Origin of the sequence: Rhodococcus sp. RDE2, from assembly GCF_020885655.1 — a bacterium.
Taxonomy (GTDB): Bacteria; Actinomycetota; Actinomycetes; order Mycobacteriales; family Mycobacteriaceae; genus Rhodococcus; species Rhodococcus pyridinivorans.
The window spans coordinates 2483899-2505762 of record NZ_AP025186.1 but is presented as its reverse complement, the minus strand read 5'-3'; the positions used below and the strand labels follow the sequence as shown (position 1 = coordinate 2505762).

General features: G+C 69.4%; 19 protein-coding genes. 8 read left to right on the top strand and 11 right to left on the bottom strand.

The features are described from left to right. Positions 1 to 58: 58 nt before the first annotated feature. The 4 genes from LPH33_RS11685 to LPH33_RS11670 all read left to right on the top strand — a co-directional run bounded on the left by LPH33_RS11685 (position 59) and on the right by LPH33_RS11670 (position 8320). Complete coding sequence (locus LPH33_RS11685; protein ID WP_072740516.1) at positions 59 to 1549, top strand: TIGR02677 family protein; 1491 nt, start codon at positions 59 to 61, stop codon at positions 1547 to 1549. After that, positions 1546 to 2940, top strand: coding sequence for a TIGR02678 family protein (locus tag LPH33_RS11680; protein ID WP_229568086.1), 1395 nt, complete (start codon positions 1546 to 1548; stop codon positions 2938 to 2940). Before LPH33_RS11685 ends, LPH33_RS11680 begins: the two co-directional genes overlap by 4 nt. Next, entirely contained in the window at positions 2937 to 7091 is a 4155-nt protein-coding gene (locus LPH33_RS11675) for a TIGR02680 family protein (RefSeq protein WP_229568085.1), read from the top strand. Before LPH33_RS11680 ends, LPH33_RS11675 begins: the two co-directional genes overlap by 4 nt. A gap of 77 nt (positions 7092 to 7168) precedes the next feature. Next, on the top strand, positions 7169 to 8320 hold the full coding sequence (locus tag LPH33_RS11670) for a beta-mannosidase (protein ID WP_229568084.1): 1152 nt from the start codon (positions 7169 to 7171) through the stop codon (positions 8318 to 8320). Positions 8321 to 8329: 9 nt separating this feature from the next. On the opposite strand, the gene LPH33_RS11665 is transcribed toward LPH33_RS11670, so the two are convergent. The 3 genes from LPH33_RS11665 to LPH33_RS11655 are packed head-to-tail and all read right to left on the bottom strand — an operon-like array spanning position 8330 to position 10048. Further along, the gene (locus LPH33_RS11665; RefSeq protein WP_024100872.1) at positions 8330 to 8725 is read right to left on the bottom strand and encodes a tautomerase family protein; all 396 of its coding nucleotides are present in this window, start codon (positions 8723 to 8725) and stop codon (positions 8330 to 8332) included. A gap of 52 nt (positions 8726 to 8777) precedes the next feature. Then, positions 8778 to 9719, bottom strand: a complete 942-nt coding sequence (locus LPH33_RS11660; RefSeq protein ID WP_229568083.1) for a hypothetical protein — start codon at positions 9717 to 9719, stop codon at positions 8778 to 8780. Then, the gene (locus LPH33_RS11655; RefSeq protein ID WP_229568082.1) at positions 9716 to 10048 is read right to left on the bottom strand and encodes a hypothetical protein; all 333 of its coding nucleotides are present in this window, start codon (positions 10046 to 10048) and stop codon (positions 9716 to 9718) included. Before LPH33_RS11655 ends, LPH33_RS11660 begins: the two co-directional genes overlap by 4 nt. 146 nt (positions 10049 to 10194) lie before the next feature. Here LPH33_RS11655 and LPH33_RS11650 point away from each other — a divergent pair, with 146 nt between their 5' ends. Beyond that, positions 10195 to 10827, top strand: coding sequence for a pyridoxamine 5'-phosphate oxidase family protein (locus LPH33_RS11650; RefSeq protein ID WP_229568081.1), 633 nt, complete (start codon positions 10195 to 10197; stop codon positions 10825 to 10827). A 138-nt stretch (positions 10828 to 10965) separates the two neighbouring features. Next, a complete protein-coding gene (locus LPH33_RS11645) occupies positions 10966 to 11259 on the top strand; it encodes a type II toxin-antitoxin system Phd/YefM family antitoxin (protein WP_006551987.1) in 294 nt (97 codons plus the stop codon). A 296-nt stretch (positions 11260 to 11555) separates the two neighbouring features. Here the strand turns inward: LPH33_RS11645 and LPH33_RS11640 are convergent, their stop codons facing one another. Next, positions 11556 to 13064: a protein adenylyltransferase SelO gene (locus LPH33_RS11640; RefSeq protein ID WP_229568080.1), complete on the bottom strand. Its 1509-nt coding sequence runs from the start codon at positions 13062 to 13064 to the stop codon at positions 11556 to 11558. Positions 13065 to 13174: 110 nt separating this feature from the next. On the opposite strand from LPH33_RS11640, the gene LPH33_RS11635 reads away from it, so the two are divergent. Then, entirely contained in the window at positions 13175 to 14710 is a 1536-nt protein-coding gene (locus LPH33_RS11635) for a Mur ligase family protein (protein ID WP_160875114.1), read from the top strand. Between the two features lie 16 nt (positions 14711 to 14726). Here the strand turns inward: LPH33_RS11635 and LPH33_RS11630 are convergent, their stop codons facing one another. Both LPH33_RS11630 and LPH33_RS11625 read right to left on the bottom strand, forming a co-directional pair. Continuing rightward, positions 14727 to 15191 (bottom strand): hypothetical protein, encoded by a 465-nt coding sequence (locus LPH33_RS11630; protein ID WP_088899283.1) that lies wholly within the window; start codon positions 15189 to 15191, stop codon positions 14727 to 14729. 52 nt (positions 15192 to 15243) lie between these two features. Further along, the gene (locus LPH33_RS11625; RefSeq protein WP_160875112.1) at positions 15244 to 16833 is read right to left on the bottom strand and encodes an alkaline phosphatase D family protein; all 1590 of its coding nucleotides are present in this window, start codon (positions 16831 to 16833) and stop codon (positions 15244 to 15246) included. Between the two features lie 153 nt (positions 16834 to 16986). Here LPH33_RS11625 and LPH33_RS11620 point away from each other — a divergent pair, with 153 nt between their 5' ends. Further along, positions 16987 to 17382 (top strand): VOC family protein, encoded by a 396-nt coding sequence (locus LPH33_RS11620; RefSeq protein ID WP_016691418.1) that lies wholly within the window; start codon positions 16987 to 16989, stop codon positions 17380 to 17382. 81 nt (positions 17383 to 17463) lie between these two features. Here LPH33_RS11620 and mshC read toward each other — a convergent pair whose 3' ends face one another. From mshC to LPH33_RS11595, 5 genes are all read right to left on the bottom strand, one after another. Continuing rightward, a complete protein-coding gene (gene mshC, locus LPH33_RS11615) occupies positions 17464 to 18705 on the bottom strand; it encodes a cysteine--1-D-myo-inosityl 2-amino-2-deoxy-alpha-D-glucopyranoside ligase (protein WP_229568079.1) in 1242 nt (413 codons plus the stop codon). Positions 18706 to 18780: 75 nt separating this feature from the next. After that, positions 18781 to 19587 carry an SCO1664 family protein gene (locus LPH33_RS11610; RefSeq protein WP_229568078.1) on the bottom strand — a complete coding sequence of 269 codons (807 nt, stop codon included), beginning with the start codon at positions 19585 to 19587 and terminating at the stop codon, positions 18781 to 18783. Positions 19588 to 19591: 4 nt separating this feature from the next. Then, positions 19592 to 20182: a DUF3090 domain-containing protein gene (locus tag LPH33_RS11605; protein WP_006551966.1), complete on the bottom strand. Its 591-nt coding sequence runs from the start codon at positions 20180 to 20182 to the stop codon at positions 19592 to 19594. A gap of 45 nt (positions 20183 to 20227) precedes the next feature. Next, positions 20228 to 20956: a histidine phosphatase family protein gene (locus LPH33_RS11600; RefSeq protein ID WP_229568077.1), complete on the bottom strand. Its 729-nt coding sequence runs from the start codon at positions 20954 to 20956 to the stop codon at positions 20228 to 20230. A 36-nt stretch (positions 20957 to 20992) separates the two neighbouring features. Next, positions 20993 to 21838, bottom strand: a complete 846-nt coding sequence (locus tag LPH33_RS11595; protein WP_174479658.1) for an undecaprenyl-diphosphate phosphatase — start codon at positions 21836 to 21838, stop codon at positions 20993 to 20995. Positions 21839 to 21864 lie beyond the last annotated feature (26 nt).

Sequence of the window (21864 nt, the reverse complement as noted above, 5' to 3'; positions counted from 1 at the left end):
CGGTTGCGCCGCCTAACCTGTCACGGTGAGTGAATCAGGCCGAGCGCGGTTCGGCGCGATGGAGGACGCGTTGGTGCGGGACGACCGCCTGCGCCTCTTCTCGTTCGCAACGGCCGAGAAAAGGGTGCACTACCTGTGGGTTCTGCGCGCATTCGATCATGCGCGCGGCAACTACTCGGTGCTGCTGCACGCCGGCGACGTCGAGAACGTCCTCACTCGGCTGCCCGGCGCGAACGGCGACGACGTGCCCGATTCCTCCGAGATCCCGGCCCTGCTCGAGCAGCTGCACGCGTGGGGTGTGCTCGAACGCAGCTACGACGGATCCCGGGCGGCGACGCTCGCCGAGTACCGCAACCGGCACTACGTCTACCAGTTCGGGCAGGCCGGTTACCGGGTGTTCCGCGCCGTGGAGGACGTGCTGTCCTCCCGTGGGGAGGACGTCTCGCTGTCGCGTCTGGCCCTCCCCGATCTGCTCGCCGACCTGAACGATCTCGCCGATGCGAACGCGGCCGGCGACGGCGAACTGGTCTACCGGAAGTTGAGTCGCCTCGACGCGACGCTGTCGGACATGGCCGAGCGCGCTGCCCGTTTCTATCTCGTCCTCGGCGAGCTGGTGCGCACCACCGAGGTCACCCCGGAGACCTTCCTCGCCCACAAGGACGCGCTCCTCACCCACATGCGTGAGTTCAGCACCGATCTGGCCCGCTACGCCCCGAAGCTTTCCGCGGCGCTCGACCGGGTGCAGGTCACCGGGGTTCAGAAGCTCACCGCGGCCGCGGCCCGGCACGACGAGCGGGTGCTGCTCTCGTTCGAGGAACGCGAAGCGGACTGGGCGCAGCGCTGGTGGGGCATCGAACACTGGTTCGTCGGGGTGGGCTCCGAACCGAGCGAATCCGAACGCCTGCGCGGCGCGACCATCAACGCGATCTCCGCGGTGCTCGGGCTGCTGCGCCGGCTCACCGAGCAGCGTCGTGGGGGTGTCAGCCGCGAGTCGCAGCTGCGGCATCTCGCGGGATGGTTCGCTGCCGCGCCGTCCGAGGAGGCCGCGCACGCGCTGTTCGATGCGGTGTTCGACCTGGGCCGGCCCCGACACTTCTCCGTCGCCCATCCCGATGCCGACATCGTGCCGGTCACCCGGTCGTGGTGGGACGCGCCTCCCGTGGAGATCGCCCGCACCCTCGCCGAGACCGGCCGGCGCCCCGCAGCGGGAGCGCCGGGGCGGATCCAGCGCAACGACGCCGGAGTACGGCGGCTGCGCGAGGCGCAGCTCGAGAAGCAGCGTCGCCGGGCCGAAGCGGCGCGCTCCCTCGCCGCCGGAGGTGTGCGCGAACGGAAGCTGAGCGAACCGGAAGCCGAGGTGCTGTTGAGCCTGCTCGACGCCGCACTGTCGGCCCGGGTGCCCGTGAGCGGGCGGGTGCGCAGCGACGATGCCTCCTCCGGTACGCAGAACGGCGTCAAGCTCACCCTCCGACCGAGCGGCGAGTCGACGGTGGTGCACACCGCGCGCGGGCGCCTGTATCTCGACGGTCTGTCGGTGGAGGTGCGATGAGGGCCCGTTCGATTCCGTCCGTCGAACTGGATTCGTATCAGCGCGCCGCGCGGCTGGTGCTCACCCACCATCTCGTCACCACGACCTTCCCCGACCGGTCGGCGCTGGCGACGGTGCGCCGCTGGGCCACCGAGCTGCGCGAGGATCTGCTCGCCACCTTCGGATACCGGCTCGAGGTCACCGAGACCACCGCGCGGCTGTTCACCGTCGCCGATCGCCTCGACGCGGGGGCAGGCACGTCGACGCACACCGGCCGGCCGTTCGACCGGCGCCGTTACGCCTATCTCGCGTTGGCAATCGCCGCGCTCGGTCGCGGCGCCGGACAGATCACGCTGTCCGAACTCGCCGAGCACGTCGCCTCCGAGGCGAGCCGGGTGGACGGTGTCGAACTCGACACCGAACGTGCCGCCGACCGCGATGCCTTCGTCGATGCCGTGACCTGGCTCGGCGTGCGCGGCGCGATCACCCTCGCCGACGGTGATGCGGGCAGGTGGGCGAGCGATCCCGACAACGGTGAGGCGCTCTACGACGTCGATCGTGCGGTCGTGCACGCCCTGTTCCGGCCACCGCGGGCGTTGCAGCACCTCGAATCGGTGCGCGGCCTGCTCGGCAATGCCGGTGCCCCGCACTCGGATACGGCGGAGGTCCGGCGGCGGGTGCGCCGCGCACTGGTGCAGCGTCCCGTGGTGTACGCCGACGATCTCGACGACGACGAGGCGCTGCAGTTGGCGTTGCCGCGCACCACCGACGAGGTGGAACTGCTCACCGGCCTGGTCTGTGAGCGTCGCGCCGAAGGCGTTGCGCTGGTGGACACCTCGGGACGGTTGTCGGATATGCGGTTCCCGAACACGGGGACGGTCGCGCAGGTCGCGCTGCTGCTGGCCGGGGAGATGTGCGATCGCGTCCTCGATCCCGACGCCCCTGTCCCGCCCCGGATGCCGGTGCCCGCGCAGACGCAGGACGTCCTCGTCGCGGCGGTCGATTCCGCGATCCCGAGGTCGACGGTGTTCACCCCGCTCGCGGCGTCCGACACCCCGATGCCCGACGAGCAGGAGCAGGACGACGACGCTCGTGCCCCGCTCGAGCATCCCTTGCTCGAGGATTCGTGGCTGGCGGGCACGGTCGGTCGTCTCGTCGACATCTACGGCCGGACCTTCGCCGCGCAGTGGCAGGCCTACCCCGCGGGACTGGCCGAGGCCGCGGTGGACATGCTCGACAGACTGCGCCTGGTGGCCCGCGTACCGGGCGGAGTGTTGGTCCTGCCCGCCATCGCCCGCTTCCGCGGCGTGACGGTCAGTGTGCGCGAACGGGATCCGGAGATCGACCTGTTCCCCGAGACCACCCCACCGACAGTCCCCGCCCCCGATACGACCCCGACGGAGATCTCATGAGCAGCGCCCGATTCCGCCCCACGCGTGCCGGGATCATCAACCTGTGGGACTACCGCGACCAGGAGTTCTCGTTCGCCGACGGACGACTGGTGCTGCGCGGACCGAACGGGTCGGGCAAGACCAAGGCGCTCGAGGTGCTGTTCCCGTTCGTGCTCGACGGCCGGATCGAACCGCGACGTCTGAACCCGTTCGCCGGCGAGGAGCGCACCATGCGCTCGAACCTGCTGTACCGCGGCCAGGACAGCGCCCACTCGTACGTGTGGATGGAGTTCTGCCGCGGCCGCGCCGACGACCCGGAGGCCGTCACCGTCGGCATCGGGATGCGCGCCACCCGCGGCAACGACAAGGTCACCCGCTGGCATTTCGTCGTCGACGGCCGTGTGGGAGTCGACTTCTCGCTGCTCGACGACGAGGACCGACCGCTCACCCGCAAACAACTGGTCGATCAGATCGGAGCCGACGCGATCGCCGATCGTCCCGTCGACTACCGGGCCGCGATCGACGCGCGCATGTTCGGTCTGGGCGCGCAACGCTACGACCAGCTGATCAACCTGATCCTCACGCTGCGCCGCCCCCAGCTCGCCAAGAACCTCGACCCGAAGGGCCTGTCGCAGGCGCTGACCGACGGCCTTCGCCCCCTCGACGAGGATCTCATCGTCGAGGCCGCCCGCTCGTTCTCCGCGATCGAGGAGGTCGAGCGCACCCTCGAATCCCTCGCCGCCGCCGACGATGCGGCGCAACAGTTCGTCAAGGTGTATTCGAAGTACATCCGTCAGCAGGCGCGCACCGCCGTCGACAAGGTCGCCACCCGTCTCGGAGTGGTGGACACCGCCGTCCGGTCGCTGCGCGAGGCGACCGAAGCCCGCACCGAGGCCGCCGCCGCCCGCGCGGCCTCCGAGGAACAGCTCCTGGTGGCCGAACGCGACCACGAACAGGCACGCACCACCCTCGAGGCACTGCACCGCTCCAGCGCCTACGAGGGCAAACAGCAGCTCGACGACCTCGCGTCCGCGGTGAAGAACCTCGAGCGCACCACCGCCGCACAGGCCGAGCAGGCGAACCGCGCCCAGGCCGTCGTAGCCGACCGGCTCCGCGACCACGACAGCGCCCGCGACGCGCTCGAGACGGCGACGGCGGCGCGTCGTCGCGCCGAGGACGGGCTGAGTGCGGCGGCCGAGGACGCCGGCATCACATGGACCGGTCTCGACGGCATCGAACGGACCGAGCAGCTCAACACCGCGATCGACGCACTCGCCGAGGAACGCGACGCCGACGTGCGCGCGGTGCGCAGCGCACTGTCCCAGCTCGACGGTGCGACCGCCGCGCGGTCACGGGCCGAGGCCGCCGCGGTGCGTGCCCGCGCGCAACGCGACACCGCCTCGGCCGCGGTGGAGGCCGCCGAGACCATGGTCGAGCTGTCCCGCAGCGAGGTCGCCGCCGAGCTGGGCCGGTGGTGGTCCGATCGCGCCGAGACCTTCGCGGCCGTGGGCCTGTCCACCCCGGTCTTCGAGGCGCTCGACACCGCCTTCGGCACCGTCGGTCAGGACGATGCCCCGTCCCCCGCGGCGGTGTTCGCCGAGCACACCGGGCCTGTGCTCGACGACCTGCGGTTCCGGCGTCGCGTGTGCGGCTCTGAGATCGAGTCGCTCGGCACCCGCATCGCCGAACTCGAGACCGAACGCACCGCCGTCGCGGCCGAACGCGACGACGCTCCCCCGGCGTTCCCTTCCCGCACCGGCAGCCGCGACGATCTCGTCGGCGCCCCGCTGTGGCAGCTCGTCCGGTTCCGCGACGATGTGTCGACGCAGGACGCTGCCGGTATCGAAGCGGCGCTGCAGGCCGCGAACCTGCTCGACGGGTGGATCACCGACGGCGACCTGCCGGACATCGAGTCGGAGCAGTTACTGGTGCCGTTGGCGCCCGAGCACCGCCCCAGCGGTCTCACCCTCGCCGACGTACTCGTTCCCGAACCCGACACGGCCGTCCCCGAGGAACGGATCGCCGCGGTGCTGTCGTCGATCGCGTGGACCACCGATCCCGGTCCGGACGCGCGAGTGTCGGTCGATGCGCACGGCGGGTTCCGGCAGGGAGTGCAGCTCGGTCGCCACGTCAAGGAGCAGGCCGAGTTCATCGGAGCCACCGCCCGCGCCCGGCGTCGGCAGCGTCGCATCGTCGAACTCGAGACCACCATCGCCGAATGCCGCGCCGACGTGGAGGCGCAGCGCGAGCAGGACCGCGAGATCGGCCACCGGCTCACCGCACTCGACGAGGCCGTGAAGTCGTTGCCGCGCACCGGATCCGTGCTCGCGGCGCTGCGCAAGGTCACCGAATGCGCCGGCGCGTTGCGGACCGCATCCGAATCCGCAGCCGCCGCCGATCGCGACCTGGACCAGGCGATCGCCGCGGTCGCCACCAAGGAACAGCACTTGCGGTCGACGGCCGGCCGGCACCGAGCGCCGCTCACCGCGACGGAACTCGACAGTCTCGACGCAGCCGTGCGGCACTTCCGTTCCCAGGGCCAGGCCCTGCAGCGCGCCCTGCGTGAACAGGTCACCTGCGGTGATCGACTCCGCGACACCGAAGTTCGGCTCGACGAGGCGCGGGTCTCCGCCGAGAACGCGGCCGAGCTCGCGGCGGAGAACGCCGAGACGCTGGCCAACGAGCAGCAGAAGCTCGAGACGCTGCGCGAGTCGATCGGGGCGAGCGCCGACCGGATCGATGCCCAGCTCGACGAGGCCCGACGCCGGATCGAGACTGCGAAGACCGCCGAGCGAACCGCGCGTAAGGCCCACGAGTCGGCGCTCGAGCGGATCGGCAAGGCAGAGGCCGCCCACACGGGCGCCGAGCAGACACTGCGGTCGGCGCTCACCGAGGCCCGCGCCGACGCCGACGCCCTGGCACCCTTCGCCCGGCGCGACCTGCTGACCCTGCTCGGCGTGGAGAGCGAGCACGTGTGGCCGTCCAGCGCCGCCGCGTGGCTCGATGCCGATCAGCTGGCCTACCGGATCCGGCAGTCCCCCGACGACACGGTCGATGTGCTGCCCACCGAGGTCCTCTCGTTGTTCCGGGCACTCGACGCCGCCACCGAATCGGTCACGGCCTCCGAGTCGACCCGCAAGTCCACGGCCTCGGCACTGACCTCCGCGCTGCAGGAGTTCGACGCCGAACTCGCCCGGGGCCGCGACTACCGGCTGCACTGGGACGCCGCCGACGGCATCACCGTCGTGCAGGTTCAGGACGAACAGGGCTACACGTCCGTCGCGGCGTTCGCGCAGCGCATCGCCCGGGCGCGGCAGGAACAGGAAACCCTGCTCACCGACTCCGAACGGCGCATCCTCGAGGACGCCCTGCTCACCGGTCTCGCGCAGCAGATCCACGAGCGCACCGTCGACGCCCGCGACCTCATCGCCCGGATGGGCACCGAGATGCGGCAACGGCACATGTCCTCGGGCAACACCATCGGGGTGCACTGGGTGCTCGCCGACCATCTCGACGAGCCGGCCCGCGCGGTGTGCAAGCTCCTCGACCGCGACGCGTCGATGCTGGCGCCGGAGGATCTGGCGGGGATCCGTGCGCATTTCGCGTCGCGGATCCGCGCGGAGCGGGCCGCGCATCCGGAACGGTCGTACCCGGAGATCCTCGCCGCGACGCTGGATTATCGCCGGTGGCGGGTGTTCTCGTTCAGTCTCGTCGGTGCGGACGGCAGCGAGGACCGGCTCACCCCGGCGCGACATTCGGCGCTGTCCGGTGGCGAGCAGTCCGTCTCTCTGCACCTGCCGTTGTTCGCTGCCGCGCACGTGATGCTCGATTCCGCCGACCCGCATGCGCCGCGTCTGCTCGCCCTGGACGAGGCCTTCGCCGGTGTGGATGACACCGGTCGCAGCGAATTGCTCGGTCTGTCCGTGCAATTCGACCTCGATCTGTTCATGACCGGTTTCGACCTGTGGATCACCTATGCCGGCGTGCCGGGTTGTGCGCACTACGATCTGTCACATTCGGTGGCCGAGCACACCGTCGCCACGACGCTGCTGGTGTGGTCGGGTGGCGAACTGCTCGCCGAGCACGACGGGTCGGATCTGGAGAGCGCGCTCGGATCTCCGCGGACCCGGCGGGTCACGCACCCGGTGGAGGGAGCGCTCGAGTTCGTCTGATCGTGACGACGGTCACTGCGGCGTGTTCCGCCCCGATCGGGGCCTCTCACCTGCGTCGCGGTCCTACGATCCGGAAGATGACGAGGCTTCGGGTATCCAGACTCATCGTCGGCGCCGCGACCGTGGTCGGGTTGCTGCTGGGCACGAGCCTCGCGGCGGCGGCGGCACCGGCGCCCGGTGCACGGGTGACCGCGTCGCCGGACGGTTTCGCGCTCGACGGTCGGGCCTGGTGGCCGACCGGGTTCAACGCCTACCAGCTCGCCACCGACTGGTCGGTGAACTGGGGATGCGGAGCAATGGTCGACCTCGACGCCTATTTCGGTGCGCTGCCGCCGAATTCGCTCACCCGCTTCAACCTCTTCCAGGCGCTGGCCGTCAACCGGTTCACCGGGCAACTCGACTTCGGACCGATGGACGCGGTCTTCGCGGCGGCGGAAGCGCATGATCAGATGCTGCTGCCGGTTCTGGCACCCCAGGACGGCGCGTGCGAGGACGAGGTCTTCAAGAGCCGGCAGTGGTACGTCGACGGGTGGACCGAATTCACCCCGGGTCACGAGCGGGTGGTGATGAGCTACCGGGACTGGATGCACACCGCCGTCGCCCGTTACCGGAACTCCCCGTCCCTCGCAGCGTGGGAGCTGGTCGGGGAGCCGGAGACCAGTTCGTGCATCGACGCCGCGTGCCAGTGGTGGACCCGGTCGTGCGAGCCCGGCGCCGCCCAGGTGTTGCGCGACTTCTTCGACACGGCCGGTGCCGAACTGCGCGCCGTCGACCCCCACACCCTGATCACGGCGGGTTACACCGGGGGTGGCCAGTGCGGCACCCAGGGTGACGAGTACCAGTTCGTCAGTGCCTCACCGTATGTCGATGCCGTGCAATACCACGACTACGGCGCCGACGGCGTACCGTTGCCGGGCGACCAGTGGAACGGCCTGGCCCGGCGGGTCGCGCAGGCCGCGGCCGTCGGGAAACCGTTGCTCGTGGCGGAGATCGGCGAACTCGCGGGGTCCTGCGGGTCGCTCGGTGACCGCGCCGACCACATCACCTCGAAGATCGAGGGTCAACGCGCCGCCGGCACCGCGGGTGCGCTGCTGTGGGCGTTCGTGCCCGACCCGCGAGAGGCGGACTGCACCTTCGATATCGGCTTCGACGACCCGCTGTGGAATGTGGTCGCGGATCTCGGTTCCCTCGAGTCGTCCATCGTCCCGAACGCGCAGTTCTCTCCGTAAGAGCAGTCCTCACACATCGACGGTGAATCCGAGATCCACATCGCACGCGGCCTGCCCGGCGCGGATCCCCCAGCTCTCGGTCGGGATGTCGCGCACGATCACGGTCACGTGGTCGGCAGGAATCGCGAACGCGCCGAGCCGCTCGGTGATCTCGCGGTAGAGGCGCCGCTTGGCGTCCACGCTGCGCCCGGCGAAGCAGTCGACGATCACGAGGGTGTAGAGCTCGGGCGATGTCAGGGTCGGCGGCACCGCGAAGCGTTCGGGTTCGTGAACCACGAGCCGGATGTGCTTGTCGGCCTCCGGAATCCGGAAGGCGGCGACGAGCGCATCGTGGACGGCGTCGATCATGCCGGTCTCGACCTCGCGGTCGTGGCGGGTGCGAACCTCGATGAGCGTGCTGGGCATCCGACACTTCTACCCGTCGGAGAACCCCTGTGCAACCTCGTGGGGCAGGTCGTCACCGATCCGCCGCGCCGGTCCCCAATCGGTCGCCGTCGCGGATCGGGAGCGCACGTAGTTCGGCAATGCGTTCATCAGCCGTGCCTGCCGTGCCTCGACCGCTCTGATCGAGTGTTCCGTGGCGGGCCAGTGCTGGGCGAGCAGTTCGTAGGCCACACGGCCGAAGAACATGCCGTCGATGCCGGCGAGGACGTGGGCCATGTGATCGTCGAGGTCGTCGTCCGCGACATCGGTGTGCGGGCACGAATGTCGTCCGACGATCGGCGGCCCCAGCAGGCATGCCGGCGATTCTCCGGTGTCGCCGCAGGTTGCCCACGCACACCCGGCCCACGAGCGCGGGATGCATCAGATGTCCGGGCGGATCCATCAGGCTGCTGACCCGAAGGAAACGGTCGACGACCACGGGATCGTTCTCGGCCGCGGCCAGGACCCGCGCCACGTACGCGTTGCCGAGTCGCGTCTGCACGCTGCGGGGTCCTTCGACTTCGGGCAGCGCGAGGTCGGAGCCGATCGCGAACTGCCACGCAGCACCGATCGGTTTCTTCGCGGCCCGGAAGAACCTGCGGGACAGGTCGTCCTCGTCGAGGGGTTCGGCGGTCCGGAGCGCGGCCACCACGTGGTCGGGTGCGTACGCCTCCACGGCGAAGATCATGCCGCCCAGGCTCGGTGGCGGTTCGCGACCGGCCATCGCAGCGACCGTGAACAGCCACATATCGTTCTTGTAGCCGAACAGCGCCATGCCCGCCGGACGTCCCGGCACAACACCGATCAACACCATCTTCTCCATCGGTGTGCCCGGCGCGAGTCGTAGCAGCCGGCTGCGGTACACGACGTGGACGACGACGTGCTCTTCGACCGGTCGTCGGTAGCCGAGTTTCTCTAGACCCGCCGGGGTGCGGGCGCCCCGTCCCATCGCGTCGACCACCAGATCCGCCGTCATGATCCGAACACCGTCGCCGCTGCCCATCTCTGCACCCCGGTGCCCCGGCGGCGGTCGGGTGTCGTCGTCAGGTCGCCGACGTTGTGTTCGTCGAGGAGGGTGATGTTCGGGATGGCGCGGACGCGTCGCCGGACATGGTGTTCGAGCAGCGGCCGACTCGGCACGTAGGTGGCTCGACGGTCGCGGAAGCGACGGTTCTCTGCACCGGACGGGAGGACGTCGCGGTCGACGACCGTCACCGCGTCGTAGGACTCTGCCGGCGCACGGGCCGCGAGCAGACCACCGACGCTCGCGCCCAGAACGATTGCATGGTCCCCGATCTTGTCCATCTCGTCATCTCCGTCGTCCGGTCGACTGTCGCACTCCGTGCCTGTACACGAAGTCTGTGGTGGCGATCGTCGAGGGTCGCGAGTAGCGCACTACTCGATTCGGAATCCGGTTGACCGGCCGCGGCGGCACTGCTTCGATCGGTGCCATGAGCGACCGCACGCGCCTGACCCGCAAACCCGAACGCGGCACCGACGATCCGGCGGTGCTGCACCGGCTTCTCGACGAGGCCCGCATCGCGCACGTGGGTTTCGTCCGCGAAGGATCGCCTGTGGTGCTGCCGATGGCGGTGGGCCGCGACGGGGACCGGTTACTGCTGCACGGCTCGACCGGCGCCGGCATGTTTCTCGCCGCGCGGTCCGGGATCGAGGTGTCGGTCGCGGTGACGCATCTCGACGGGCTCGTCTTCGCCCGGTCGGCCTTCGACCACAGCATGAACTACCGCAGTGCGGTGTTGTTCGGTGTGGCCACACCGGTCGCGCCGGGCGAGAAGGAACACGCATTGAAGGTGGTGACGGAGCATCTGATTCCCGGTCGGTGGGACGAGGTCCGGTCGCCGACACCGAAAGAACTGGCCGCCACCACGGTCCTGGAAGTGCCGCTCACCGAGGTGAGCGTAAAGGTCCGGGCGGTCGGACCGGGAGAGGACGCCGGGGACGGTGAAGACCACTCCGTGTGGGCGGGAGTGGTGCCGTTGCGGACCGTCGCCGACGATCCGATCCCGTCACCGATCACCGGGTCCTCGACCGCGTTGCCACGCTCCGTGCGCGCATTTCTGTGACATCGAACGGGCTGTCCGTTGTGACATCGAAGGGGCTTTCCGTCGTGTCCGCCCCCGAATCCGACATCGGTGATGAAAGGATGCCCGCGTCGAAGGAACAGATCGGAGTCGCCGCGAGTGCCATCAACGTCCGTGTCCGTGAAAGCCGCACGCAAGCGGCTCGGTGAGCTGGTCCGGGAGGTCAACGACGAGACCGTCGCCGTCGAGATCGTCGGCAAACGCGGCACGGGCGTCCTGATCTCCAAGGACCGCTATGCGGCGCTGCAGGAGGCAACCTTCCTGCTCCGCTCCCCCGAACTAATGGACAGCCTGCGCCGGGAGATGCAACGTTCGCTCGAGGCCGCCGCGTCGACGGGCCGGCGGCAGCCGCCGGCTGCTCGCCGGCGCGCGAAGAACAAGAAGAAGCGCAAGAAACGGCGTCGCGCCCGTTGACCGTCTCCATCCCGTACATCTGCACACCGCCGCCGAGCACTGCGGCCGGGCGGTGCAGATGCCGGAAGTCTCGCCGCGAGGCGGTGAAAGCGGTCGTCCAGCTCGCCGATCCCGCGGCCGCCTCCGACGCGAACTCGCCACCTGCAAGTGCCCGACCGGAGTCGAGTTCGTGCGTAACCGGCCGCGCGATCCGACCCGCACCCGACTGGTCCAGAATCGACCGAGACCGGTGTTGTTCGCGAAATCCGTTGGGAACTCGCGAACAACACCGGTCTCGATTCGTCAGTATCGGGCGGTCAGGTGCCGCAGAAGGTCCGGAAGGACTCGGCGAACGAACGCGATGCGGGCGAGGCATATTCGGCCCACTCGGCACGCGCCTCGAAGGGTTGCGTGACGACGTCGAGCAGCTTCGCGAACGGTTCGAGGTCGCCGCCGGTCGCCGCCTTCAGCGCGGCGTCGACCTGATGATTACGCGGGATGTACAGCGGATTGACGCGGTCCATCGCCTCCGCCCTCTCCCCCGCTGCCCGGCCGTCCCGTTCGGCGGCGGCGCGCCAACGTTCGAGCCACGACGCCGAGCGCTCACGCGGCACGAGCCCGTCGAGGGGTGCCGGATTGCCGCGCAGTTCGTCGGCGAGGGCACGGAAGGTCGCCGTCCAGTCGGCATTGTGCTCTTCCAGCAGCGTCAGCAGATCGTCGACCCGAGCCTGGTCGAGGGAGTCTTCCGGGAGACTGAGTTTGGCGGCCAGACCGGACCGGTAGTGACGCTCGTAGCGGGTGTCGAAGCTGTCCAGAACGGCGGTGACCGCGGCGATCGCCGCATCCGGGGTCGAATCGACGAGTCTGAGCAGGGTTTCGGCGAAGCGCGCCAGATTCCATTTCAGGACGGCGGGTTGGTTGCCGAACGCATAGCGTCCGCTGTGGTCGATGGAACTGAACACCGCCGCCGGATCGAAGGCGTCGACGAAGGCGCACGGACCGTAATCGATGGTCTGCCCCGAGATGGTGGTGTTGTCGGTGTTCATCACCCCGTGGACGAAACCGACGAGCATCCACTGCGCCACCAGCGACGCCTGCGCCTCGACCACGGCGGTGAACAAACCCAGGTAGCGGTTGTTCTCACCGGTCTCCGGCAGGTCGAGCAGATCCGGATAGTGCCGGGCGATCGCGTGGTCGGCGAGTGCACGCACGACCTCGCCCTGCCGCGCCGCGAACTCGAAGGTCCCCACCCGCAGGTGGCTGGACGCGACCCGGGCCAGTACCGCACCGGGTTCGGCGCCCTCGCGGTAGACCGGCCGACCGGTCGCCACCACCGACAACGAACGGGTGGTCGGGATGCCGAGCGCGTGCATGGCCTCGCTCACCAGATACTCGCGCAGCATCGGCCCGACGACCGCGAAGCCGTCCCCACCCCGGGAGAACGGAGTGGGACCCGAACCCTTCAGGTGCAGATCGACGCGGTCACCGTTCGAATCGACGAGTTCACCGAGCAACAACGCCCGACCGTCGCCGAGCAGCGGAGCGTATCCGCCGAACTGATGTCCGGCATAGGCCATCGCGACCGGCTTCGCACCCGCCGGTACCTCCGCGCCGGCCAGGACGGCGACCCCGTCGGCGCTGCGCAACGCCATAACGTCCAGTCCCAGCGACACCGCGAGGTCCTCGTTGAGCGCGAGCAGTTCCGGGTCGGGAGCCTCGGCGCCCTGCCACGGCACCGACAATCCGCTCAGTTCGTCGGCGAAGGAACTGCCGAGACCGGATATCGTGGTGTTCGTGCCGGCGGGGAAATCCGGAATCGCAGTCATCCCTCGAGGGTAACCGTGTGACACCGACGCACGCTGGGAGCGAGGGAAACGCCGGTGGACCCCGGTCACCGGCGGCGCATCATTCCGCCCCGGACCGGGTATCCGCCCCCGTGCACACCGACCCGGACGATCCTCGCCGTCCCACCCGGCGGATCCAGGTCCGCGACGTCGCCGAGCACCTCCACGATGTCCTGCGATCCGGGCCGCCGGACGGGCACGACCGCGTGATCACCGGCATCAGCGACGATTCCCGCACGGTGCGGCCCGGCGATCTGTACGTCGCGCTACCCGGACACCACGCCCACGGGCTGGACTTCGAGGCCGAGGCCGCCGCCCACGGTGCGGTCGCGGTGCTCAGCGACCGGCCGTCGCGCCTGCTGCCCGCCTTCGTCGTCGATCGACCGCGCGAGGTGGTCGGTCCGTTGGCGTCGTGGATTCTCGGGCACCCCTCCCGCGACCTGCAAGTCCACGGCATCACCGGCACCAACGGCAAGACGAGCGCGACCTATCTCCTCGACACCGCGCTCGCGGCCACCGGCGTGGAGACCGGCATGATCGGCGGGGTCGTCGTCCGCGGTCCCGCCGGCACTCGGCCCGCGACCCGCACCACCCCCGAGGCCGCGGTCGTGCACCGCACCCTCGCCGAGTTCCGTGACCAGGGCGTGCAGGCGGTGACGCTCGAGGTGTCCTCGCACGGCATCAGCCAGGGCCGCGTCGACGGTGTGCGGTTCCGTACCGTCGCCTTCACCAATCTCGGGCCCGACCACCTCGACTTCCACCACACGATGGAGCAGTACTTCGCCGCCAAGGCGGCACTGTTCACCGCCGACCGCACGCAGACGGCAGTGGTGAACATCGACGACGAGTACGGCCGGCGTCTGGCCGCCTCCGTCGACGTGCCGCTGTGGACGCATTCGACCCGCGATGCCCGCGCCGACGTGTACGCGGACGCGATCCGGTGCGATCTCCACGGCACCACCTTCACCGTGCACACACCGGCCGGGAGTGCGCCGGTGCGACTGTCGCTCCTCGGACCCCACCAGGTGGCCAATGCGCTGACGGCGCTCACCTCGGTGGCCGCCGTCGACGGCGACGTCCTGCAGGCTGCGGCGGGTCTGGAAACCCTCGCGAGTGTGCCCGGCCGGCTCGAACGCGTCGACACCGGCGAAGGCGTTCTCGCGCTCGTGGACTACATGCACAACACGTCCGGGCAACGCGAACTGTTGCCCTTCCTCCGATCGCTCGCCCCCGAGCGGCGACTGGTCCTCGTGATCAGCGCGACCGGAGAACGGGATCCCGGCAAGCGATTTCCGCTCGGTCACACCGCCGCGACCTACGCCGACGTCGTGGTCGTGACCGACGACAGTCCCCTTTCGGAGGACCCGCGTGTCCTCCGGGACGCGGTCGCCGAAGGTGCCTTCGCCGCGCGCAGTGCCCGCGTCGTCGTCGAGGCCGACCGACGTCGCGCGTTCGACATCGCCGTCGCCCACACCGGTCCCGGAGACGTCGTCGTCGTGGCCGGGCGGGGATGCGAGCCACGCCTGGTCTCCGGGGACACGGTGCAGGTGTTCGACGACCGGGACGAACTGCGACGCGCACTGCACCGCGCACAACACCGGCCCGTCTCGCGCGTCCCCCGCCCCTGAGCGATCCGCTCGGCGGCTACGGCTGCAGCCACATGTAACCGCTGGTGCCCCAGCTCGGCGCACCCATGGCGCCGGTGTTCGGGACGGAGACGAGCAGGCTCACACCCGCACCGGGGTTGATGATCGTGCTGGTGCGGCCCCCGGCGACGGTCACCGAGTGACCGTGGGTGAACGGGAACATCCCGTTGATCCACGCGAACTCGACCGGCACCTCGCAGCCCGGGATCGCACCCCAGGTGCCGGTCGGGGTGAAGATCGCCTCGGCCAGATCCGGTCGGCCCGGTACGTGCTCGTAGGCCACCTCGATGCTGCCGTGGCACTGCCCGGACGGGATTGGCACGATCGCATTGCCGAGGATCTGCAGGACGGGAACCGGTGCGGCGGCGGCACTTCCGGCGCCCACCCAGGCGGCACCCGCTGCGAGTGCGGCGGTCGAGGCTGCGAGGGCGGCCCCGCGGGTGATCCGTCGGCGAATCGACATGAAGACAGTCCTTTCGGTCGGTGAAGGAACACAGTACCGACCGTCCAGGATGTTACGAACGCGGCTGCAGGCCCGGCTGTCCGGACACGATGGCGAACGACGCCGCCGTCGACACCGGCGCGTCCGGTTCGGTGACCGTGTCGAGCACCCGGAAGTCGGCGTGCACGGCGTCCGGGGTGATCGTGGTACGCACGTAGCCTCGCCGGTCGTTGTAGAACTTCAGGTGCGGGTTCGCCGGCAGGTGGTCGACCTGCGTCGCGCCGGTACCGTTGCCGTTCGACGTGATCGACGTGCACACCAGTTCCGACCCCACCACCGGCGCGTCCGGGTCGGCGAAGTCGACCTTGATGTCGTTGGCCCAGTGCCGGTGCACGTCGCCGGTGAGGACCACAGCGTTGCGCACCGGCGACTCCACCCAGCCCTGGGTGATCCGACGACGTGACGCCGCGTACCCGTCCCAGCCGTCCATGCTCACCTCGTCGCCATCGGGGCTCGGGTCCTTGTCCTGTTCGGCGAAGAACACCTGCTGGCCGAGGAAGTCCCACTGCGCGGTGGAGGTACGGAACCCGTCGAGCAGCCACTGTTCCTGCTCGGTCCCGGTGAGTGTTCGTGCCTCGTCGTGACGTTCGGCGACGTTCTTCTTCCACCCGTCGCCGGCGGCCTGATCGTCGCGATACTGGCGGGTGTCGAGCATGTGGAAATTGGCGAGATTCCCCCACCGGATCCGCCGGAAGATCGTCATGTCGTGCCCCCGCGGTGCCGACGAGGGTCGCAGCGGCATGTTCTCGTAGTAGGCCTGGAATGCAGCGGCGCGGCGGGCGAGGAAGTTCTCGGTGGTGTCGTTGCCCTGAGCGGCGTCGGTGTTCTCCGGAATCGTTCCGGCCCAGTTGTTGTCGACCTCGTGGTCGTCCCACACCACCAGCCACGGCGCGATCGCGTGCGCGGCCTGCAGATCGGCGTCGGCCTTGTACTGGGCGTGACGTTGCCGGTAATTCGCCAGGGTGACGGTCTCGGGCCCGTCGAGCGAGCGGACGAGACCGGTGTCGCTGGTGTAACCGCCACTGGTGTACTCGTACTGGTAATCCCCCAGGTGCAGAACGAGATCCGGATTGTCCTCCGCCATGCGCCGGTAGGCGGTGAACCAGCCGTGTTCGTACTGGGCGCAACTCGCGAACGCCATCGTCAGGGCGGCCGGGGTCTCGGCCGCGGCCGGTGTCGTGAGCGCCCGCCCCACCGGGCTCAACTGGTTGCCGGTGCGGAACCGGTAGAAGTACTCCCGTCCGGGACGCAGGCCGAACAGTTCGACGTGCACGGAGTGAGCGCTGTCGGGGACGGCGTGTTCGGTGCCGCGTGCGACGACGCGGGTCATCTTCTCGTCCTCCGCCACCTCCCATTGCACCGGAACATTCCGGTTGGGCATGCCGCCGAGTCCGTCTTCGGCGAGCGGGTCGAGGGCGAGGCGGGTCCAGATCACGAATCCATCGGGCGCCGGGTCACCCGAGGCGACACCCAGCAGGAAGGGGTCGCCCTTCACTCTCGGCGCGTCGGCGCGCGCGTATCCGGTGACACCGACGGAGGTGGCTGCGGTGACGACAGTGATTCCGAGTCCGGCCGACAGGAACGATCTACGTGACAAAGGCATGGCCACGGAAGGTAGTGGTCGAATCTTCTTCGCACGGAATGCGTTACCGAACGTAGGGAGAACACTCGGAAACATTTGGGATACGCAGATATGGGTCGGCACGATCGCGCCGAAGTCTACGATGAGGAGGGGCTTCGAACGGAGGAGACTGTCATGGTTTTTCCCGCACTCACCCACGTCGCCGTCACCGTCTCGGATCTGGCTGCGAGCACCGCGTGGTACTCGAACCTCTTCGACGCCACACCCGTCCTCGACGAGGACGACGAATCCGGCACCTTCCACCACGCGGTCTTCGCACTCGACGGCGGCACCCTGTTCGGCCTGCACACCCACTCCGGTTCGCCGGCGCAGACGTCCTTCGACGAACGGAACACCGGGCTCGACCACATCGCGTTCGGTTGCACGGCCGACGAACTCGAGAAGTGGCGCGACCGGCTCGACAGTCTGGGTATCCCACACGGGGACATCAAGAACGCCTCGTACGGTTCCGGGTTGTCGTTCCGCGATCCCGACAACATCGCGCTCGAATTCTTCGCGCCGCCGAGCTGATCGCACTTTCAGGTCGCGCGTGCACATCTCGTCGCGACACGCCGAAGCACAGCGACGAGATGTGCACTCACGAACCGGGATTCAGCGCAGGTTCACACCGAGCAGCGCGTCGACGGCGTCGGCGAACAGGCCCGGTGCCGCAGCGTCGTCTCCCCCGCGCTCGACGGCGAAGGTCGCCCACCCGTCGAGGGCATCGAGGGCCTTCGGGGTGTCGAGGTCGTCGGCGAGGTGCTGGCGCAGGCGCGCGACCGTGTCCTCGGCGGAGGCGGCCGACGGCAGCGCCGCCGCCTGCTTCCACAACGCCAGTCGCGCCTCGGCGGCGGCGAGGACCTCGGACGTCCACGGACGGTCGACGCGGTAGTGCACCGACAACAGCCCGAGCCGGATGGCGGCGGGGTCGACGCCCTCACCGCGCAGCTTGGAGACGAACACCAGATTGCCGCGCGACTTCGACATCTTCTCGCCGTCGAGGCCGATCATGCCGGTGTGCACGTAGTGCCGGGCGAAACGCCGGTCGCCGGTGACGGCTTCGGCGTGCGCGGCGGAATACTCGTGGTGCGGGAAGATCAGGTCGCTGCCGCCGCCCTGCACGTCGAAGCCGGAGCCGATGCGGTTGAGGGCGATGGCCGCGCACTCGATGTGCCAGCCGGGGCGTCCGGCACCGAAGGGCGACGGCCAGGCCGGTTCGCCGGGACGCTCCGCGCGCCACAGCAGGGCATCGAGCGGGTCGCGCTTGCCGGGGCGCTCCGGGTCGCCGCCGCGCTCGGCGAAGAACCGCATCATCGTGTCGTGGTCGTAGCCGGACTCGTAACCGAACTGCTCGGTGGCGTCGGTCCGGAAGTAGACATCCGGGTACTCGGCGTCGTCGACGATGTAGGCGGCACCGGAGGCGACGAGCTTCTCGACGAGTTCGACGACCTCGTTCACCGATTCGACGGCACCGATGTAGTCGCGCGGCGGCAGCACGCGCAGCGCCTCCATGTCCTCGCGGAACAGGGCCGTCTCGCGCATACCGAGGACGACCCAGTCCTCACCGTCGCGCTCGGCGCGTTCGAACAGCGGGTCGTCGACGTCGGTGACGTTCTGCACGTAGTGGACGTCGTGGCCGGCGTCGCGCCAGATGCGGTTGACCAGATCGAAGGTCAAGTAGGTGGCGGCGTGGCCGAGGTGCGTGGCGTCGTAGGGGGTGATGCCGCACACGTACATCGTTGCCGTGTCGCCCGGGGTGACCGGACGCACCGCTCGGTCCGCGGTGTCGAACAACCGCAACGGAGGCCCCTGACCGGGGACGGACGGGATCGCGACGTCGGACCAAGATTGCATGACTACGAGCCTAATGGAGTCGCGGGAGTGCTCCGCGCGGGCACCCGGGCGTGCGGTAGGCGAACGGCTGGGACGTCAGAAGGCGGGCCAGGGAATGCGCCGGTCGCCGCGCGGATGCGGCATCACGGGGTGTTCGAGCAAGCGGGTGATCCTGCGCTGCAGGGCACGCACCTCGATGGCGGTGATGTGCTCGCACAGCTCCTCGGCGAAGCCGCCGTCGAACCGGCGCAGCAGCTTGTCGAGGTCGGCGAGGAGGACCGGGTCGACCGGGTCGCCGCTCCACCCCCACAGCACGGTGCGCAGCTTGTCGTCCTGGTGCAGGCAGATGCCGTGATCGACGCCGTAGACGTGTCCGTCGAGACCTTCGAGGACGTGGCCGCCCTTGCGGTCGGCGTTGTTGAGGACGACGTCGAGCACCGCCATGCGCTGCAGGCGCGGATCGTCGGCGTGGACGAGCACCACCTCGGCGCCGTCCAGATCGCGGGCACGCAGGATCGGCAGCCACCCCTGCGCAACCGCACCGGCCGGGCACAGGTCCACCAAATCCAGGCGTTCCGTTCCGCCCTGCGCGGAGTCGACCGTGTCGATCCAGCGCTGCACCATGCCGGGACCGTACGGGCCGTCGCGCAGCACGGTGAGCGGGATGACGTCCCAGCCGAGTGCCTCGGAGATCAGGTACGAGGCGACCTCGCGTCCGGCGAGGGTGCGGTCGGGGAAGTCCCACAACGGCCGCTCGCCTCGGACGGGTTTGTAGACGCACCGCACCTCGGTGTCGCCGAGCTGCGCGTCGCACACGAGGGTCGCGTTGCTTGCGTGCGCAATCTGCCCGACGACGTCGAGGTCGCCATCGGTCAGCACGCTCCGCACGTCCGGCGCCGTCACGCGGTCAGCTTTCTTCCTCGCCGAACCACGCGGCCGGATCGAATCCGGGGGTACGCAGGTAACCGTTGGTGCGGACGCAGATGTGTCCGTCGGCGCCGATCGGTTCGCCGCACAGCGGGCAGGGCGCGCGCCCGGCCGAGACGACGAGTTCGGAACGGGCCGCGAATTCGCGGGCCTGCACCGGGGTGAGGAATACCCGCACCGCGTCGGGACCTTCCTCGGTGTCGTCGAGCACCACGGACTCGTCGAGTTCGGTGTCGGTGACCGCGAGCAGCTCCACCACCACCGATCCGGCGTCGGCGTCCCAGCCCAGACCCATGGTGCCGACCCGGAACTCGGCCTCGATCGGTGTCACCAACGGGCTGACGTCGACCTCGGGGTCGTCGGGGATCACGGTGCCGAAGCGGCGCTGTACCTCTTCGAGCAACAAGCCCATCCGGTCGGCCAGGATCTGCACCTGCTGCTTCTCCAGAAGCACGCTCACCACACGGGACTCGTGCACGGCCTGCAGGTAGAACACCCGGTCGCCCGGTTCACCGACAGTGCCGGCGATGAACCGATCAGGTGTTCGAAACACGTGTATCGCGCGGGCCATCACACCTCCTCGAGTCCCCACACTCTGCCATGACGGACACTGCCATTATCCGCGTGCCGTCTCCTGTCGGTGCCCCTGCGGTGGGTCGCCGGGTTCCTCGACCGCGCCGGGCACTTCGCCGCCGGGCACGGACTTGGGTTCGGACGGGCCGGCGAGCCCGGACAGGTCCGAACCGGTGTCGTTCACGCGCAGCACGAACGGCCGGGTGTCGGTGTAGCGGACGACGCTGATCGACGCCGGCTCGGCGGCGATCCGCTGGAAGCTGTCGAGATGCGTCGCGAGCGCGTCGGCGAGGATCGACTTGATGACGTCGCCGTGGCTGCACGCGATCCACACGACGTCCTTGCGGTGCGCCTCGCGCAGACGCCGGTCGTGTTCGCGGATCGCAGCGACCGCGCGGGACTGCACCTGCGCGAGCCCTTCACCGTCCGGGAAGACCGCTGCGGAGGCGTGCTGCTGCACGACCGCCCACTGCGGTTCCTTGACCAGTTCCTTCAGTTCGCGTCCGGTCCACTGCCCGTAGTCGACCTCAGCGAGTCGCTCATCGACGACCGGTTCGAGTCCACGATCGGTCGCCAACGGCTGCACTGTCTGCCGGCACCGCAGCAGCGGCGACCGCACGATCTCGGTGATCTCGAGCCCGGCCAACCGGGTGACGAGATTCTTCGCCTGGACGTGGCCGACCTCGTCGAGTTCGACACCGAGGGAACGACCGGCCAACACGTGCGAGGTGTTCGCCGTCGACCGTCCGTGCCGCAGCAGGATGACCGTCATGCGCCCAGCCTAGAGGTACCGCCTGCCGGCAGCCTCTCAGGTGGCGGAGACCACGCCGGTCGCGAGCAGTCCCAGCACGATCACGCCGAGGATCACGCGGTAGCCGACGAACCAGTACATCGAGTGGTTGACGACGAAGCGCAACAACCAGGCGATCGCCGCGTAGCCGACCGCGAAGGCGATCACGGTCGCGACGAGCAACTGCGCCCCCGACGCATTGAGCCCTTCCCCCGCCGGTTCGAAGGCGTCGGGCAGGCTGAACAGACCGGAGGCGACGACCGCGGGAATCGCGAGCAGGAACGAGTACCGGGCGGCGGCCTCGCGGGTGAGCCCGAGGAACAGACCGGCGGAGATGGTGCCGCCGGAGCGGGACACGCCGGGGATCAGGGCCAGCGCCTGCGCCGAACCCATGATCAGACCGTCCTTGAGGGTGAGCTGACTGACGTCGCGCCGCTGCTTGCCGAAGTACTCGGCGGCGGCGATGACGATCGAGAACAGGATGAGCATGGTGGCGACGAGCCACAGATTGCGGGCGACGGTGCGGATGTCGTCCTTGAACAACACACCGAGGATGCCGATCGGGATGGTGCCGAGGATGACGTACCAGCCCATCTTGTAATCGTGATCGGCGCGGTGCTCCTTGTGGAACAGGCCGCGGAACCACGCGCGCAGGATCCGCCAGATGTCGCCGGCGAAGAACACCAGCACCGCGGCCTCGGTGCCCAGCTGGGTGACCGCGGTGAACGACGCGCCGGCGTCCTCTCCGAAGAAGATCTCCGACACGATCCGCAGGTGACCGGACGAGGAGATCGGCAGGAACTCCGTGAGGCCCTGCACGATGCCGAGGACGATCGTCTGCAGCCAGGTCATCGATTCGCCGATCATGCGGCGACTCCCGGCACGGAGGC